This is a genomic window from Candidatus Regiella endosymbiont of Tuberolachnus salignus (genome assembly GCF_964020115.1).
Lineage (GTDB): Bacteria > Pseudomonadota > Gammaproteobacteria > Enterobacterales > Enterobacteriaceae > Regiella > Regiella insecticola.
Map to the genome: position 1 here is coordinate 2,543,791 of NZ_OZ026542.1, position 18,363 is coordinate 2,562,153.

Annotated in this window: 15 protein-coding genes; 5 read left to right on the forward strand and 10 right to left on the reverse strand. The window is 41.2% G+C overall.

What is annotated here, in order from left to right; genetic code table 11:
• Positions 1 to 103: 103 nt before the first annotated feature.
• From AACL30_RS12920 to AACL30_RS12960, 9 genes are all read right to left on the reverse strand, one after another.
• A complete protein-coding gene (locus AACL30_RS12920) occupies positions 104 to 397 on the reverse strand; it encodes an integration host factor subunit alpha (protein WP_339056867.1) in 294 nt (97 codons plus the stop codon).
• A 4-nt stretch (positions 398 to 401) separates the two neighbouring features.
• Positions 402 to 2,813, reverse strand: coding sequence for a phenylalanine--tRNA ligase subunit beta (gene pheT, locus AACL30_RS12925; RefSeq protein ID WP_339056868.1), 2,412 nt, complete (start codon positions 2,811 to 2,813; stop codon positions 402 to 404).
• A 14-nt stretch (positions 2,814 to 2,827) separates the two neighbouring features.
• Positions 2,828 to 3,829 (reverse strand): phenylalanine--tRNA ligase subunit alpha, encoded by a 1,002-nt coding sequence (gene pheS / locus AACL30_RS12930; protein WP_339056869.1) that lies wholly within the window; start codon positions 3,827 to 3,829, stop codon positions 2,828 to 2,830.
• 546 nt (positions 3,830 to 4,375) lie between these two features.
• Complete coding sequence (rplT, locus tag AACL30_RS12935; protein ID WP_006705487.1) at positions 4,376 to 4,732, reverse strand: 50S ribosomal protein L20; 357 nt, start codon at positions 4,730 to 4,732, stop codon at positions 4,376 to 4,378.
• A 39-nt stretch (positions 4,733 to 4,771) separates the two neighbouring features.
• Positions 4,772 to 4,975 carry a 50S ribosomal protein L35 gene (gene rpmI / locus AACL30_RS12940; protein WP_006705486.1) on the reverse strand — a complete coding sequence of 68 codons (204 nt, stop codon included), beginning with the start codon at positions 4,973 to 4,975 and terminating at the stop codon, positions 4,772 to 4,774.
• A 285-nt stretch (positions 4,976 to 5,260) separates the two neighbouring features.
• Positions 5,261 to 5,809, reverse strand: a complete 549-nt coding sequence (infC, locus tag AACL30_RS12945; RefSeq protein ID WP_339058477.1) for a translation initiation factor IF-3 — start codon at positions 5,807 to 5,809, stop codon at positions 5,261 to 5,263.
• Positions 5,810 to 5,812: 3 nt separating this feature from the next.
• Positions 5,813 to 7,771, reverse strand: coding sequence for a threonine--tRNA ligase (gene thrS, locus AACL30_RS12950; RefSeq protein ID WP_339056870.1), 1,959 nt, complete (start codon positions 7,769 to 7,771; stop codon positions 5,813 to 5,815).
• A 78-nt stretch (positions 7,772 to 7,849) separates the two neighbouring features.
• Positions 7,850 to 9,448 (reverse strand): ABC-F family ATPase, encoded by a 1,599-nt coding sequence (locus AACL30_RS12955; protein ID WP_339056871.1) that lies wholly within the window; start codon positions 9,446 to 9,448, stop codon positions 7,850 to 7,852.
• Between the two features lie 258 nt (positions 9,449 to 9,706).
• Positions 9,707 to 10,327: an Ail/Lom family outer membrane beta-barrel protein gene (locus AACL30_RS12960; RefSeq protein ID WP_339056872.1), complete on the reverse strand. Its 621-nt coding sequence runs from the start codon at positions 10,325 to 10,327 to the stop codon at positions 9,707 to 9,709.
• Positions 10,328 to 10,850: 523 nt separating this feature from the next.
• On the opposite strand from AACL30_RS12960, the gene AACL30_RS12965 reads away from it, so the two are divergent.
• Entirely contained in the window at positions 10,851 to 12,488 is a 1,638-nt protein-coding gene (locus AACL30_RS12965; protein WP_339058478.1) for an NAD+ synthase, read from the forward strand.
• A gap of 151 nt (positions 12,489 to 12,639) precedes the next feature.
• On the opposite strand, the gene AACL30_RS12970 is transcribed toward AACL30_RS12965, so the two are convergent.
• Complete coding sequence (locus tag AACL30_RS12970) at positions 12,640 to 13,494, reverse strand: carboxylate/amino acid/amine transporter (RefSeq protein WP_339056873.1); 855 nt, start codon at positions 13,492 to 13,494, stop codon at positions 12,640 to 12,642.
• 275 nt (positions 13,495 to 13,769) lie between these two features.
• Between AACL30_RS12970 and AACL30_RS12975 the strand changes: the two genes are divergently transcribed.
• From AACL30_RS12975 to glyQ, 4 genes are all read left to right on the forward strand, one after another.
• Positions 13,770 to 14,255, forward strand: a complete 486-nt coding sequence (locus AACL30_RS12975; protein ID WP_176487987.1) for a CS1 type fimbrial major subunit — start codon at positions 13,770 to 13,772, stop codon at positions 14,253 to 14,255.
• 141 nt (positions 14,256 to 14,396) lie between these two features.
• Complete coding sequence (locus AACL30_RS12980) at positions 14,397 to 16,655, forward strand: TcfC E-set like domain-containing protein (RefSeq protein ID WP_339056874.1); 2,259 nt, start codon at positions 14,397 to 14,399, stop codon at positions 16,653 to 16,655.
• Positions 16,652 to 17,365, forward strand: a complete 714-nt coding sequence (locus AACL30_RS12985) for a fimbria/pilus periplasmic chaperone (RefSeq protein ID WP_339056875.1) — start codon at positions 16,652 to 16,654, stop codon at positions 17,363 to 17,365. Before AACL30_RS12980 ends, AACL30_RS12985 begins: the two co-directional genes overlap by 4 nt.
• An 80-nt stretch (positions 17,366 to 17,445) precedes the next feature.
• Entirely contained in the window at positions 17,446 to 18,363 is a 918-nt protein-coding gene (glyQ, locus tag AACL30_RS12990) for a glycine--tRNA ligase subunit alpha (protein ID WP_339056876.1), read from the forward strand.

Below are 18,363 nucleotides of genomic sequence, written 5' to 3' on the forward strand. Positions count from 1 at the left end.
GCTCGTTTTTGACGAAGTATCAGCGAGCACAAGAGATTTCGAATAGGCTCTAAGACACGAGAAGAGAAGGAGTCGCCTACTCTTACTTGATGAAAGATGACCTTTATTTTAATGAAGGCTGCTCCACCTTCTCTTTCAGCGGTTGTCCAGGTTTGAATGTCACAACGGAACGGGCGCTAATGGGTATACCTTCACCCGTTTTTGGGTTGCGACCCGGTCGTTGCAGCTTATATCGTACACAAAAATTACCAAAACGAGATATTTTCAGTTGTTTTTCTTCTTTCAAGACTAAAGGGATTTCCTCAAAAAAACTTTCGACCAATTGCTTAGCTATCGGTTTATCAATACCCAGTTTTTCCGTAAGATATTCAGCAATGTCTTCTTTGGTCAGTGCCATAAATTTAATCCCTCAAGGATGCTTGGAATTTTTTTTCTAAAGCCACTACACATTTTTCAACGGTAGCTGCAATCTCCTCTTCCGCCAGTGTTCGGACGGTATCTTGCAATATCAGGCTAATCGCAAGGCTTTTATACCCCTCTGCCACACCTTGTCCTCTGTATACATCAAATAAGTTTACGCCAACTATCTGATTTACGCTAATTTTCCTACATTCTGCTAAAATATCTGCTGCGAGGACATTCTCAGTCACGACTATAGCAATGTCACGACGGTTTGCTGGAAAGCGAGAAACCTCACGCGCACCAGGAATTACGCAGTTTGCTAACTTATTCCATTGTAATTCAAATACAATAGTGCGACTGTTTAAACCTAATTTAGCTTCTAAAGCTGGATGGATAACGCCAATAAAACCAATAGATTCACCAGATAAATAAATAGTTGCACTTTGCCCCGGATGCAACGCCGGATGGGGGGTAGATTCAGCACAAAATTGTACATCAGATAATCGGCCAGTCAGCTCCAGAATCGCTTCTAGATCCCCCTTTAGATCAAAAAAATCCACCGCCTGAGTGCGAATATCCCAGTGCTCTCCGCAAGAATCACCGGTGATGACGCCAGCCAGCATGAGATCCTGTCTAACATTTAATTCTTCTGAATTATCAGGAATAAAGCGTAGACCACTTTCAAACATACGCAAGCGTGTCTGCTGTCGATTTTGATTATAAAACACCGTAGTGAGTAAACCTGTTAACAGTGATAAACGCATAGCGGACATATTAGCCGCAATCGGATTTCGCAAAATCAAGGCTTCTTGCTTTGGATGCAATAAAGTTTGTATTTCAGGATCAACAAAACTGTAAGTAATCGCCTCCTGATAGCCTCGGTCAACCAACAACGTCTTCACCCGTTTAAGTGACAAATCTCCCTCATTATGTGCCGTCATGAGCAAAGCAGCATTTATCGGCTTATTTGGAATATTATTATAGCCGTCAATACGTGCTATTTCTTCGATCAGATCCTCTTCAATCTGCATATCAAAACGCCAACTCGGTGCCACAATTTGACAACTATTTTCCTGTTCTGTCACTTGGCAACCTAAACGATGTAAGATAGCATTCACAAGCTCTCTGGGAATAACATGACCCAGTAAATGACACAATTTTTTGTATCTTAGCGTAATGATAGCCGGCTTCGGCAGCTCCTCACCGGTCGTTACGTCAATAATCGAACCTACCTCACCGCCGCAGATATCAATCAATAAACGGGTTGCCCTTTCCAGTGCTTTATATTGCAATGCTGGATCAACTCCACGCTCATAGCGATGAGAAGCTTGAGTATGTAAACCATAATGACGAGCCCGCCCAGCAATGGCCAATGGATTAAAGAAAGCACATTCTAACAATACACTGCTAGTTTGTTCACTGACACCAGAATACACACCACCAAAGATACCCGCCATCGCTAATACCTTTTGTCGATCGGCAATAACTAATGTCTCTGTATTTAAGATAGCTTCACTACCATCCAATAATACGAGCTTTTCACCCTCAACCGCAAAACGAACCGTAATTTCACTATCAATGCGATCTAAATCAAAAGCGTGCATAGGTTGCCCCAGTTCTAACATCACATAATTAGTAATATCAACAACCGGATTAATAGAGCGAATACCACAGTGACGCAATTTGTTACTCATCCATTGTGGGATGACAGCAGACAAATTAATTCCCTTAACTATTCGCCCAAGATAACGAGGACAGGCCGCTGCTGCTAAGACGGTAATTGGCAACTTTTCTTTGATCGTGGCAGTTATCGGAATAATATCGGGTTCTGTAAGTGGCAATTGATAAATCGCTGCCAAGTCACGCGCTATACCAATAATACTTAAACAATCAGCACGATTCGGCGTTACATTAATTTCTATAATATTATCGTTTAATTGTAAAAAATCACGAAGATCCATACCTATTGGGGCTGTTACAGGTAATTCGAGAATCCCTTCTTGCTCTTCACAAAGATCCAATTCAGAGGATGAGCACAGCATACCTGCTGAAAGAACACCACGTAATTTAGCGGTTTTGATCTCATACCCCATCGGCAACACGGCGCCTACAGTTGCCACCGCCACTTTCAATCCTTGACGACAATTGGGTGCGCCGCAGACAATATCCAAGAAATGAGCAGTGCCAATATCAACTTTTGTTACTCGCAGTTTATCAGCATTAGGATGTTGAGCACATTCAACAACATGACCGATAACTACACCATGAAAATCACCCGCTACTTTATTAATGCTCTCAACTTCCAAGCCTGCCATAGTAATTTGATCAGCTAACTGCTCGCTGGATAATGGCTCACCACTAGTATTATCAGGGTTTACCCATTCACGTAACCAAAGTTCACTGAACTTCATAAAAAGATCCCGCCTTACTTAAACTGTTTGAGGAAACGCAAATCATTGTCAAAAAATGCGCGTAAATCAGTGACGCCGTAACGTAGCATCGTGAGGCGTTCTATCCCCATACCGAAAGCAAAAGCTGAATAGATCTCCGGATCAATTCCCACATTACGTAACACGTTGGGATGCACCATGCCACAACCGAGTACCTCAAGCCACTTACCATTTGTTCCCATTACATCAACTTCAGCAGAGGGTTCAGTAAATGGAAAGTAAGACGGACGGAATCTAACTTCCCGATCTCCTTCAAAAAAATTTTTCAAGAAATTATCAATAGTCGCCTTCAGATTGGCAAAATTAATATTACGATCTACAACCAAACCTTCCATTTGATGGAACATGGGAGTATGAGTCTGATCATAATCATTACGATAAACACGTCCAGGAGCGATAATTCGCATCGAAATCGGTCGATTTTGGTCTTCCTGCGCGGCTTTCATGGCGCGGATTTGCACTCCGGAAGTCTGTGTTCGCAACAAACGGGTACTATCAAACCAAAAAGTATCATGATCAGCGCGTGCCGGATGATGGGCAGGAATATTCAGCGCGTCAAAATTATGGTAATCATCTTCAATTTCAGGCCCTGTTTCAACGGCGAAGCCCAATTCACTAAAAAAAGTTTCAATACGATCAGTAGTGCGAGTAACTGGATGCAAACCACCATTCTCTGTACGCCGCCCGGGCAATGAAATATCAATTTTTTCTTCCGCCAGACGGGCATTGAGTGCTACTGCTTCTAACTTTTTTCTGTGAGTGCTAAGCATTTGCCCTATTTCTTCTTTTGCCTGATTAATAACAGCACCGGCGGCGGGACGATCTTCATTTGGTAGATCAGCTAACCGCTTCATTTCAGCGGCAAAGTGACCTTTTTTACCTAGATATTCAATACGTATTGAATCCAATGTGGTCATATCTTTGGCATTCTCTATGGATGCCTTAACCTTAGCAACCCGTTCTGCAAAATGCGGCATTTTTCCTTTCCCTCTGGCCTGGCATGGCCATTTGACAGTTGTCTAAAAGCTATAGCCTCTGTTATAAGAGCCCATTCGAAATCTTCCTTGAGCTGCGCAATAGGCAAAAAAGCGCAATTGCCTTCTTTGGTATAAAAACAAGGACGTAAATGCGCATTTTGAGTCCTTTTTTGACAAAAGACTGCTTGCAAAACCGTAGCGAAGGGCGTGAAGTCAAGGCGCTCGGCGCACAGCGACCGCAATATATACATTTGATTCTGTGTTGTCGGCGCTTGCCGTACTATTTGTACTGTCTGTGCTCCTCAGCATTCACACCTCGCAGTAGGTTATGCAAAAAGTCTAAAATATCACACAAGAGATTTCGGACAGGTTCTAAGTGATGATACATCAGCCAAAACATAAAAAAACCTCCACAGGGGAGGTTCAGCGCTATTTTTCATCAGGCAGCTTGTGAAGCCATTATCCTTTCGCAAAGGATCCGTTATCTTTGATGAAAAAAAAGAAGGCGATGAGATCCCTCTTTTTTTATTTATCTCGTCTCTGGATCTACGCCAGCGCCAATGCTGCTTTTTTAGCCAAAGCGGTAAAGGCTATTTTGTCAAATACAGCGATATCAGCTAAGATTTTACGGTCAATTTCGATCGATGCCTTTTTAAGGCCGTTGATAAAGCGGCTATAAGACAAGCCATTTTGACGCGCTTCTGCATTGATCCGAGTAATCCATAGCTGACGAAACTGGCGCTTCCGTTGCCGACGATCCCGATAAGCGTATTGCCCTGCTTTAATGACTGCTTGAAAAGCCACACGATATACACGCGAACGAGCACCGTAATAACCTTTCGCCTGTTTTAATATTTTTTTGTGCCGTGCACGTGCCACCACACCCCGTTTTACGCGAGCCATTTATCTCTCCTATCGTCTTATATTCAGAATTAAAATCATTTATGCATACGGCAAACACGCCACAACCAGACCCAGATCATTTTTAGATATCAGGCCTTTTGGACGTAGATGACGTTTACGTTTAGTCGATTTTTTGGTCAGAATATGACGTAAGTTAGCGTGCTTACGCTTAAAACCACCACTGGCGGTTTTTTTAAAGCGTTTAGCGGCACCACGGACGGTTTTCATTTTTAACTTTGACATTGAATGTATCCACTTCGCATTGTTGATTAAACAACAGCAGGCGAACAAGCAGCTTTATAATACCCTTCGCCTTTCAAGTTACAGAAGCGCGTTAGCTGCTCTCATTCACCCCAGCCATGTATTAACTGTACACTCCTGGGATTCAATTGATTGCCGCCTTGCCGTAACTCGAAACTCTATTAGGTATATATCAACCACTTATTACTTGGACAAAATCTTACAGAGCAACTTTACATCTTCCATTCAAACTAAAAGGAGATAAAATTGCTGCAAGAAATTAATGCCTTACTGTTTCTTCTTAGGCGCAAGTACCATAACCATCTGACGGCCTTCAACCCGACTGGGGAAAGATTCGACTACAGCCCATTCACTCAAATCCTCTTTGAGACGATTAAGCACGTCTATACCGATTTGCTGGTGCGCCATTTCACGACCACGGAACCGCAAAGTGATTTTAGTCTTATCACCATCTTCCAAAAAGCGTATTAGGTTGCGTAGTTTTACCTTATAGTCGCCTTCATCAGTACCGGGTCGAAATTTTATTTCCTTGATCTGAACAACTTTTTGCTTCTTTTTTTGCTCTTGTGCTGTCTTACTTTTCACATAGAGAAATTTGCCGTAATCCATGATACGACAAACAGGTGGCTCGGCGTTGGGACTAATTTCCACCAAATCAACACCAGCCTCCTCCGCTTTCTCAAGAGCCTCGTTTAAGGTGACAACACCAATTTGCTCACCATCGACGCCTGTTAAGCGAACCTCTTTTACCGTTATCTCTCTATTAATACGATTAAGTCGTACTGTTTGAACTCGTTTTCCGCCTTTAGTACTAATACTTTATTCCTCCAGTTGATGAAGACAACGGCTGCTAATCTCTGTCAATAACCGCTCTATAATGACATCAAGATCACAACTCCCCAGATCTTTACTGTGATAAGCACCACTACGCGTTCGAGTACCGAGGGTACGGACTGAAACCTTATTACCTGATTCAACTTCTTTATCACCACAAATCAACATATAAGGAACCCGACGCAACGTGTGCTCACGGATTTTAAGGCCAACCTTTTCATTTCTCAAGTCTGTTTTTACCCGAATCCCTGCATGCTGCAATGCGGTGGTTATTTTTTTAACATAATCTACGTGCTTATCAGTGATATTTATTACAACAGCTTGCACTGGAGCAAGCCACGTAGGAAAGCATCCAGCATATTCTTCGATCAGGATACCAATAAAACGTTCTATCGAGCCCAAGATAGCGCGGTGAATCATCACCGGTACTGTCCGTTGACTATTTTCATCGATATAAGACGCGCCCAAACGGCTCGGTAATGAAAAATCGAGCTGTACAGTACCACACTGCCAGGCGCGATCCAAACAATCATGTAAAGTGAATTCAATTTTTGGTCCGTAAAACGCCCCTTCGCCTGGTTGCCAATCAAAGGCGATGCCATTTTCAGTCAATGCAGCAGCGAGATCGTTTTCTGCCGCCGTCCATATTTCATCATTACCAATCCGTTTTTCCGGTCTTGTCGAAAGCTTAACAACGATTTTTTCAAAACCAAATACACGGTACATGTCGTAGATCATTGCAATACAATTATTGACTTCAGCGCGGACTTGTTGTTCTGTACAAAAAATATGCGCATCATCTTGTGTAAAAGCCCGCACACGCATTAAGCCGTGTAAAGCACCTGAGGATTCGTTACGATGACAACTGCCAAATTCCGCCATCCGCAGCGGTAAATCACGGTAAGATTTCAATCCTTGGTTGAATATTTGTACGTGTCCCGGGCAGTTCATCGGTTTAATGCAATACTCACGATTTTCTGATGATGTGGTAAACATATTTTCCGCATAGTTCTCCCAATGACCCGTTTTCTCCCACAGCAGGCGATCCATCATCAACGGCCCTTTCACTTCCTGATATTGATATTCTTGCAGCTTAGCACGGACAAAACTTTCTAGCTCACGGAAAATCGTCCAGCCATTATGATGCCAGAATACCATGCCGGGTGCTTCTTCTTGCATATGATAGAGGTCGAGCTGCTTACCGATTTTTCTGTGATCACGTTTGGCGGCTTCTTCTATTTTTTGTAAATAAGCATTTAGCTGTTTTTTATCACTCCAGGCGGTACCGTAAATGCGTTGCAACATCTTATTTTTACTATCACCACGCCAGTAGGCACCCGAGATTTTTTGTAATTTGAAATGATGGCAAAAACGCATGTTTGGCACATGAGGACCACGACACATATCAATATATTCTTGATGATGATATAAAGCAGGATGATCATCACGGCTAATATTTTCATCTAAAATTAATGTTTTATAGCTCTCACCCCGCGCTAGAAAAGCGTCACGCGCCTCTTGCCAACTGACTTTTTTCTTAATGACATCATAATTGCTAGACGCTAAATCATGCATACGCTTTTCTAATAACGCCAAATGCTCCTCTGTCAGTGGATGTTGCAAATCAACGTCATAATAAAAACCATTGTCTATTACCGGGCCGATCGCCATTTTAGTATCTGGCCAAAGTTGTTTTATGGCATGCCCTAGCAAATGTGCGCAAGAATGGCGGATAATTTCTAGCGCTTCATTTTCCTTCATCGTGATGATGGCCAGTTGAGCATCCGCCTCTATCAAATCACAAGCATCAGCTAATTTACCGTTGATCCGAGCGGCAACACAAGCTTTAGCTAAACTCGGGGCGATATCAAGAGCAACATCAAACGCGGAAACCGCGTGATCATAACAACGCTGACTGCCATCAGTAAGAGTAATAACGGGCATGCTAATTCCTTAAAACTGCACCTTGCAACAATGATGTTAATTCACATCAAAAAATAAGCGATAAAATTTTTATTTCAATTAGGCTCCAATGCCTTGCATGCGGAGGTAATCTTCGTAGTTACCGGCAAAATCGATCACCTTGTTTTCCTTCATTTCGATGATCCTTGTCGCCAGCGAACTCACAAATTCACGGTCGTGAGAAACAAACAGTAAAGTGCCTTGATACATGTCTAACGCCATATTCAAAGATTCGATAGACTCCATATCTAAATGATTTGTTGGTTCGTCCATCACCAAAATATTTGGTTTCATCATCATCAATTTACCAAACAGCATACGCCCCTTTTCACCACCAGAAAGCACACTCACTTTTTTCTTAATATCGTCCTGACTAAATAATAGACGCCCGAGTATACTGCGTACTGCCTGCTCATCATCCTTTTCCTGTTTCCACTGGCTCATCCAGTCAAAAACCGTCATATCACACGCAAAATCAGTGGCATGATCCTGTGCATAATAGCCAATATTGCTATTTTCTGACCATTTTACGGTACCAGAATCAGGGGCTAGCTCGCCAAGCAGTGTTTTCAGGAGGGTAGATTTTCCGATACCATTGGTTCCCAAAATAGCAATTTTTTCGCCCGTTTCTACCATCAAATTAAATTTATTAAACAAAGCGGTTTGATCAAAACTTTTACTCAAGTTTTGAACTTCTAACGCCATACGAAATAATTTTTTATCCTGCTCAAAGCGAATAAACGGATTTTGGCGACTAGAGGCTTTCACTTCGTTTAGTTGGATTTTATCCATTTTACGCGCCCGAGCCGTCGCTTGTTTGGATTTAGAAGCATTGGCGCTAAAGCGGCTGACGAAAGCTTGCAGTTCAGAAATTTGTGCTTTTTTCTTCGCATTATCCGATAACAAACGTTCTCGCGCTTGCGTCTTAGCGATCATATATTCGTCGTAATTACCTGGATAAATACTTAGCTCACCGTAATCCAAATCCGCCATATGAGTACAAACCGTATTAAGGAAGTAGCGATCATGTGAGATGATGATCATGGTGGTATCGCTACGTTCGTTTAATATTTGTACCAACCAACGAATAGTATCAATATCCAGGTTATTGGTAGGCTCATCGAGCAACAAAATGTCGGGTTTGGAAAATAAAGCCTGTGCGAGCAACACACGTAACTTCCAGCCTGGAGCAACCTTACTCATCAAACCATAATGTTGTCCAATGGGAATACCAACACCGAGCAATAATTCTCCCGCACGCGCTTCGGCACTATAACCGTCCATTTCACCATAAGCGATTTCTAAATCGGCCACTTTATAGCCGTCTTCTTCGCTCATGTCAGCTAATGCATAAATCCGGTCGCGCTCGGATTTTACCGCCCATAGCTCCGTGTGACCCATGATGACAGTATCTAGTACGCTGTATTCTTCGAAAGCAAATTGATCTTGGCGCAATTTGCCTAAACGTTCATTCGGGTCAAGAAAAAAATTACCGTTACTCGGGATTAGATCACCGCCAAGGATCTTCATAAAAGTGGATTTACCACAGCCATTAGCCCCGATTAATCCATAGCAGTGACCGCCGGAAAATTTTACAGAAATGTTTTCAAACAATGGCTTACTACCGAATTGCATGGTGATATTATTAGTACTTAGCACGGGACTTGTTCTCGATTGAATAACGGAAAATTGGCAATAAAATTATGTGCGCATTATGCCACAAGCCACACTGAGTAGCGCAGCCTTTTTTTCTGCCTAACGATGAGCCCGCTTGTTTAAGAGCCTATTCGAAATCTCTTGTTCTCGCTGATACTTCGTCAAAAATGAGCATCGCTAAAAAAGATTTCGAATGAGCCCTAATAAAAAATCCGCCGTTTGGCGGATTCATTATCACTATAAAATGAGAGGGAACTTGAATTAAAAAGTATACCCTAAACCAAGAACAACCGTATTGGCCTTCATTTCACCGGGGTTACTTTGCTCGAAAGAAAGATCCACTGCAAGCTGTTCGAGAGGGTTCACTTGTAAACCAGCTGACCAAGCGACGGCGTATTTGTTCTCGCTATGGCGGCGAGCACTATCTTGCACTCCAGGAACATTCTTATCAGCATGAAGATGAACGCGGCCATTACTTGCACCCACCATCCCATAAAGGCTCACCCAGTCATTGACACGATAAGTCGAGCCTATCATCAGTGAATTATATTGCAATTTATAACTGGCAGAAGCATCTTTAATTGCCTCGCCATTAAGTGATATACCAGGGGTACCACTTGTTTGAGCATGAGTAAAGGACGTAATAGCACCCCACTGGTCAGTGAACTCATAGCGGTATTTTACGTTAAAACCTGAGACGTGCCTCTCACGCGCCTCAACATTTACAGTGTTCGTATCATCAGCTTTACGGCTGTCGCTGTACTTAAGATCACTGTGAGCATAACCAACAGAAAGGGTACTCTGACCCGCTTCAGCAAATGCATTCGCACTCAATCCTGCTAAGACTGAAAGTCCTATTATTTTTTTCATTACTTTTTTCATAATTACATTACCTCAAGACGCAGATCAAAATAAAACAAGAAACCATAGAAATATAACAAAGTTTTTGAGGAATGATGTAGTTTATTTTTGCAGAAAAAACAGGGTAAAATATCGCATCTTATTAAAATAATTGAATTTTTATTTAGTAAAAATGACGGGATACTATCTATAAATTGATAAGAATTTTTTGATGATTTTGTAGTGTGGCAGCCCTGCACTTTTTCTGCCTGATGGCCTTCAAGACCTGGAGCTAAATAATACATGGACAAAGAAAGCACGAGCGAATAGATTTTATGCTTATAGCAACTCAGGCTGACTTTATGAACCTAATGATAATAATGAAATGTTATACCTGATGAGGGCAAATCCCCGCAGCCAACAACGCGGCAGCTTCCAAAGGCGAAGGGTATAGATGAATAAAAGGTCAATAGCGGTGAGCTAACGTTAGCAACATAATCACATCGGTTACATAATAATAGCAGTTGTATCAACCGTTATCATATTGGAGACAGTACAGTAAATGATGAATAGATCACTTTCCATTGCCTTAGCTCAACTCAATTTGTTAGTAGGCGACATTAAAGGCAATACCGATCGCATACTGCGCGCTTTGAAACAACAGAGAGGGCGCGCCGATTTGGTCATGTTTTCGGAATTAGCGCTATGTGGCTATCCGCCAGAAGATCTTTTGTTCCGTGCTGATTTTAATCAGCTCTGTATCACGCAGTTAGCGCGTTTACAGAAAGCTTCTGTACACACAGCAATTTTAGTTGGGCATCCATGGAAACAAGGTGATCAACTGTATAACGCTTTATCCTTTTTTTCTGAAGGGAAGTTACTCGGGCGCTATTTTAAACAATTACTGCCAAATCATAGTGTTTTTGATGAAAAACGTTATTTTACTCCTGGCAATACCAGCTGTATTGTCGAATTTAAAGGCTACCGGTTGGGGATGCTGATTTGTGAAGATATTTGGTCTCCCGATCCTGTAGATGCACTGAAAAATTTAGGGGCTGAGGTGCTGTTATCGATCAACGCTTCACCCTATCACCGTGAAAAACCTTACATTCGGAATCAGCTGTTGATTAACCACTGTAAGCGCACTACTCTGCCGTTAGTGTATCTGAATCAAGTCGGTGTTCAGGATGAATTAATTTTTGATGGTTGTTCAAAAGTATTTAATGCGCAGGGTGATTTAATCCACCGCCTGGCAGCTTTTTCTGAAGAGAGTCTTGTTTTTAACCTAAAAGAATTAGCGAGCCAGCAAATAGCAGAAACAGCAATTGACGCTGATCATCCACTCGCGCAGATCTATGATGCACTGGTAATGGCGGTACGTGATTATGTTAATAAGAATGGTTTTAAAACAGCGATTCTTGGCCTATCTGGGGGGATAGATTCAGCGTTGACCTTAGCGATCGCGGTTGATGCTTTAACTGCTAAAAATGTTCAAGCGTTAATGATGCCGTTCCGTTACACCTCAGAAGAAAGTATTAACTATGCAAGACAGCAAGCGCAGAAGCAAAAGATAGCATTAAAAGAAATTGATATTCACCCCATTTTTGATGCAGTGATGGGACAATTAGCCCCTTTTTTTGCCGGTAGAAAAAAAGATACCACAGAAGAAAACTTACAAGCCCGCTGCCGAGGGATGCTTTTAATGGCAATAGCTAACAAATTTGGCCATATCGTATTAACCACCGGGAATAAAAGTGAATTGGCGGTGGGTTATTCCACTTTGTACGGCGATATGGCAGGCGGTTTTGATGTGCTGAAAGACGTTTCCAAAACCTTAGTGTTCAAATTAGCAAAATACCGTAATGCTCGCGATGGTGTAGAAGTGATCCCGCAAGCCGTGATTGATCGCCCCCCTTCGGCAGAATTGGCGCCAAATCAAACCGATCAGGATCAGTTACCTCCTTACGCTGTTTTGGATAAGATTTTAGAGGGATACCTTGAAAAAGATGAATCTGTCACTGATTTGGTTGCACAAGGTTGTGACGAAGCAACAGTGCGTAAGGTGATCCATTTAGTGGATAGCAATGAACATAAACGGCGTCAAGCCGCTATTGGCCCACGCATCACTTGCCGTGATTTTGGTAAAGATCGACGTTATCCTATTACCAATGGTTTTAGCCATAAAGATTTAGCTAAGGATTAATCCGCATCGTTTCACTAATATCATTAGGCTTCTTGTGCGACACTCAATTGAGGAAAAAAAGGACGAAAAAGCGCAGTTTACATAACATAAATGCGCATTTTTGCCTTTTTTTGACACAGTATTAGCCAGCACAAGAGATTTCGAATAGGCGCTAAGGGCGTGGGATAACCCAGCGCACATGCATCCACAGCGATACCACGATCAATCCTGCACCAATAATAAAACGAGTCCAATCAGGCTGGGCTTGCCAGAGCACAAAATTGACTAATAATCCAGCAGGAATATGTAAATTATTCATGATGCCTAAAGTGCCAGCATCTGTCTGAGTGGCACCATAATTCCACATAAAATAACCTAACCCTGAAGCAATAATCCCTAACCAGGCTAAGATCCCCCATTCCATTGTCGTCGTGGGTAGTTTTTCAAGATTACCAAAAGCACACCAGGCAACAAGCGTTACTATTAAAGCCCCTAAATAGAACCAAGCAAAAGCGTTATGCTGTGGTATGGGATGAATTTCCATCAAGCGCTTGTAACCCACTTGGCCAATGGCAAAACAAATATTCGCAGCCTGGACTAACAATAACCCAAACCAAAAATCTTCATTTAGGCGATCATAGCGGATCACTAGCGCCCCCAATACCGCCAGCACAGCACTGGACGCATAACCCCATTTAAGCGGCTGACGTTTTAGTAAATCGTGAATAAGGGTTACATATAAGGGTGTCATTACGGTGAATAATAAAAATTCCGCTACCGATAAATAGAGATAAGCACGAAAACTAAAGAGATACATAAAACCTAATTGAATAGCACCCACCGTCATATAAAGAAAAATGATCCGTAGATTAAGCATACGCCAACGTAGAAAAGGCAAAAATACTAAGGTCGCCAAACTCACACGTATCAGCGCTGAAAACCAGCTGTCTACCTGCCCTGCTAAATACTCTCCAATCAAGCTAAAAGAAAAAGCCCATATAACTGTAGTAATAATTAATAACAACACGACAAAGTTAACTCATCAAAAAAAATTAATTATATTGTAATGGAAATCGATAATCTTAGCTACTTAATATTAATTACAATATAAAAGCAAATCATAATAACAAAATGGATTATCACTAAAAAATAAAAAATATATAACCTATTTTATGTATTTTAATTACACCGCATTTTATTGAAAAATAAAAATGAAAAATGTATTGTTTTAAATGCCAGCACAGCTGATGGTAACAATATATAGTTTTATTATTTCTTCTATAAAAAATTAAGGTGTCAACTATGAAAAAATTAATGGTATTTTCTTTAATCTCAGCGGCTTTAATGAGCCATTCTGTTTGTGCAGATAATATTAAAAAAGAACGTGTCATTCCTATAGAGGTAAAAGTAAGCTCCTCTGTCGATATAAAAATGACGACCATAGACGGTAAATCTATTACTAAGATTAAAATGTTACCTGATGCTCAAAAACCAGGTTATTATACATTCTCTCAAGATATTGAGATAACAACACTTGGCATGAACGGTAAAAACAGATTGAATGTTTTATTAGGAAAAGCACTAGAGCTTATTAACGATGATCAGCAATTGGCTAACATTAAAGTTCACTTTAATGGTAAAGAACTCAATGTCGCCAGCCCCACATTGTATAATACGGTCAATAATAAAGTCAGTGGCGCTTTAAAAATAGAAGCAAGTGCTTCTAGCGACACTAAAAAAGGCATTTTCAAAGGAGATTTAGTATTACAACTTGAAGAAGTTGCATAATTTACTCATTGTTAAAATCTGTTTAAATAATGAAATAAAAATACAGTAGTTATATTGATTCTGCTGTATTTATTCAAATAATAATAGCCAAGTACACACACTAAAAATTATTAACTTTAAAAATCATAAAATGGATATTTAATGTCTAAGTATAAATATAAAATCATACTTAGTTTTTTATTATTAGCATTTAATATTAATGCCGAAGAAACGGATATTGAATATTTGGTGCCAACAGGATTCTCTACTGCCGAATATGATAACAGTATGCAGCTATTGGGTGTTTTCAATGGCAATCCGTTACCTGGTGCCTTTTATTTTTCAGAGGAATTACAGCGACTGACTTTCAATAAACCATTTTATCGTAATAATGGGGTAGATGAATCAACTATTATTTTATTAGAAAATATTTTCTCTGAATTTCCTTATACACAATGTAAAGATGGTTGTGATTATGTGTTATCAGGCCATCTCATTAGGCTAGATAAAATTAACCAAGTCATTAATATCACCAATAATAAAAGTAGCAATCTGATGCCAACCACTACCTGGGGGCTGGTGCATAATCAATCCATTGATTTAGCGGTAGCTGCCAATAATTATCGAATGTTATCAGTAAATGGACAAGGCTATATTGGCTTACCGATGCAATCGTTTGGTTATATTAATTGGTTTCATAACTCAACGCGCCAGAAAAATCATTTTCTGACCCGTCAGAGGGTTGGTATTTGGTATTTACAGAAAAATTTTCCACAAGCCTATCTACGTACTGGCCAGAAAAATAATTTAGACAGTCAAGCAAGCCGGATCCACACCATGATTAATCCCTGGTTAGACCAGTTTATTACCCTGGGTAGTCATTCTTATCTCATGCAAAATAAACCGTCCGCCAACGCTTTAACACTTTATGCTCCCCGCAGTGGTGATTATGAACTTTATCGTGAAGGAAATTTAATTCGTCGTATCCCTGCACAAATAGGCCGTAATAGTATTAATTATAATCAATTGCCGAGTGGGTATTATCAGCTGGATATTCGGTTAATCGACAGCATCGGATCTGAAATTAGCAGAGAAAACGTAGCTATCAGTAATGTCGATTATCAAAATAATCAAGGTTGGTTCGTCACTGCTGGACGAGGACAAAATGAAGCCAATTTATTACAACTTGGCGGTAGCCAACATAATCGCTACTTTCAGTACAACGTCACACTGCTCGGCGATACCGATCATCAATGGATAGCGGAAACGAATATATCACGCCCCATGCGCTTTAAAAATATACAAATTAATCCAACCTTAGGATTAGTTTCAAGCAGGAATAGTGCAGGCAGTTATGGCCGTTTGAGGGCAGGTAATCACGCCCTAGGCTATCTGACGTTATCCTATTACCAACTCCCTTCTATTCCCACTTACCTTTCTGACAGAAAAAATAGCATCCTTTCTTATCATCGTAATTTCGGCGCATTTCAGCTTAGTTACCGTTTTGATCACACCAACCGCACTGTCGAGCAAAGCATCAAGGCAAGCTGGCAATGGACTCAGCCGATTTTTAATACCCTCTTTACACTAGCAGCAAAAAGAAGAGGCGATAATTACAGTATATTCCTCAATACGGCTATCGCTTTTAATCAAATCAATCTCAATATTGATAATACCTACAGCGATAAACAACTCACCATGAGTGCGCAATATAAACAACAGCGAGTTGATGACTATGGTGCTACCATTTTTGGTGTCGACAGTGATATCACTGGAAAAAATTACCATTTCAGCAGCGATATTCAACGCTTAGGTAGCCGAGGGAATAGCTGGCTACGTGTCGGCATCCATGATCAAGTAATCAATAGTCGTTTGCATTACGATGGTATGTTAGCCGCCAATAGCGGTGGTATCGCGTTAGGATCTAGTCATCACAGCGGTGTAGCCATGCTGGTAAAAACACCCAATTTAGCCGATACCCCCTATAGTTTTAACGTTGAAGGCTTCCCGGTAGCACATGGCGGAACTTATGCAGTACCCGTATCTCGCTATCAAGATCGCCGCTTTGCTCACACAGATTGGCGTCGTAGTGATGTCGATATGGCACTGAAGTTGCCAGCAGACATAGTACGAGGGCACCCTGGTCAAGTATTTTCAGTCACTGCCGATGTCAAATTAAATTTACTTTACAATGGCTTTTTTGTTGATGCTCACCATCAACCGATATCCGGTATCATCGATGAAACCGGTGATGTCATTCACCCTAATGGCCTATTTTCCATGAATGCCCATCGGATGCTGAAATACATCAGCATTCATAACCAATCTGCGCGCTATAGTTGTGATATGCGCCAACATCACAACTATTACTATTTTTGTCGGCCTGATTTACCCACCCTCAATCATCAGGAAAAATTATGATATTCCCTTATTTTTTATTAAAAAGTGGCTTATTCAAAAGTTTGTTATTAAAAATCGCCCTATTGCTTTCCGTTACAGCAGCGCACGCCCAACTGCTTGCTATTCCAACGCGAATTACGGTAGAAGGATTAGAAAAAGATCAGACTATTCGAGTGATTAATAAAGGTGATATCCCTATTTATTTAAATGTGATATTAGAGCGTATTGAAAATCCCGGAAAGAATCCAGAAAATAAAACACCAATAGGCCAGATCCAACATCCTGAAATGATATTTAATCCCACACGTATTACTTTAGGAGCAAAACAAGAACGTCATATTAATTTAATTCCTTTAACCACGCCTCTACAGGAAACGTTATATCGTCTTTATATTACGCCAGTGACACAAACTAAAATAAAGGGAATAGATGATAAAAAAATAACCGTGCCGCTAACCTTTGGCGTAGCTTATGGGGTATTAATTCATCATTTACCCGCATCTGCACAACAAACTCAGCGCTGGGAATATCAATGCATGGAGCCAAGCGGAATAAAACTGACCGCCATGGGAAAAATACACAACAGCTTTAATGATCTTCGTGTCCCTAACAGCCAGCAAGAAATCCCCTCTAGCCAAAATGTTTATCCCGGCACGCCGATCCTGTTACCTAATATCAAGCAACTCAGCGGAGAGGTTGAAGAAAAAAGTTTCTCCATCGTTTGCCCATAAAGCTTAAACCTGTAGATCCGAGCTGCATATGTTATTGCCAAAAGGTATACTGCCGCATTCGATTCCTGTGCGGATTTACTATGCCACCATTTCATCAGCAAACTTTTCAGCGCTTAATACTGACACTACAAGACTATTGGGCAGACCAAGGTTGTACCATTATTCAACCACTGGATATAGAAATTGGTGCCGGCACTTCACATCCCATGACCTGTCTACGCGCCATTGGCCCCGAGCCCATAGCCGCGGCTTATGTACAACCTTCGCGGCGCCCTACTGACGGTCGTTATGGTGAAAATCCTAATCGTCTACAACATTATTATCAGTTTCAAGTGATCATCAAACCTTCACCTGAACACATGCAAGAGCTTTACTTAGGCTCGTTACAACAATTGGGCATTGATCCCACTATCCACGATATTCGTTTTGTCGAAGATAATTGGGAAAACCCCACACTGGGCGCCTGGGGGCTCGGGTGGGAAGTGTGGCTCAATGGCATGGAAATCACTCAATTTACTTATTTTCAACAAGTTGGGGGGTTGGAATGTAAGCCGGTGACGGGTGAAATAACCTATGGTTTGGAACGACTGGCCATGTACATCCAAGGCGTAGAAAGTGTTTACGATCTTGTTTGGTGCGATGGCCCATTAGGTAAAACCACTTACGGTGATATCTACCACCAAAATGAAATAGAGCAATCTCGCTATAATTTCGAATACGCCGACGTGGATTTTTTATTTTATTGTTTTGATCAATATGAAAAAGAAGCGAAATCATTATTAGCACTGGAAAAACCGTTACCGCTGCCTGCCTATGAACGCATTCTGAAAGCGGCACATGCTTTTAATTTGCTCGATGCGAGAAAAGCCATTTCCGTAACTGAACGCCAACGTTATATCTTACGTATTCGTACCCTCACCAAAGCCGTCGCTGAAGCCTATTATGCTGCCCGTGCAGCATTAGGTTTCCCTATGTGTAAAAATCAGGATAAGAGGTAG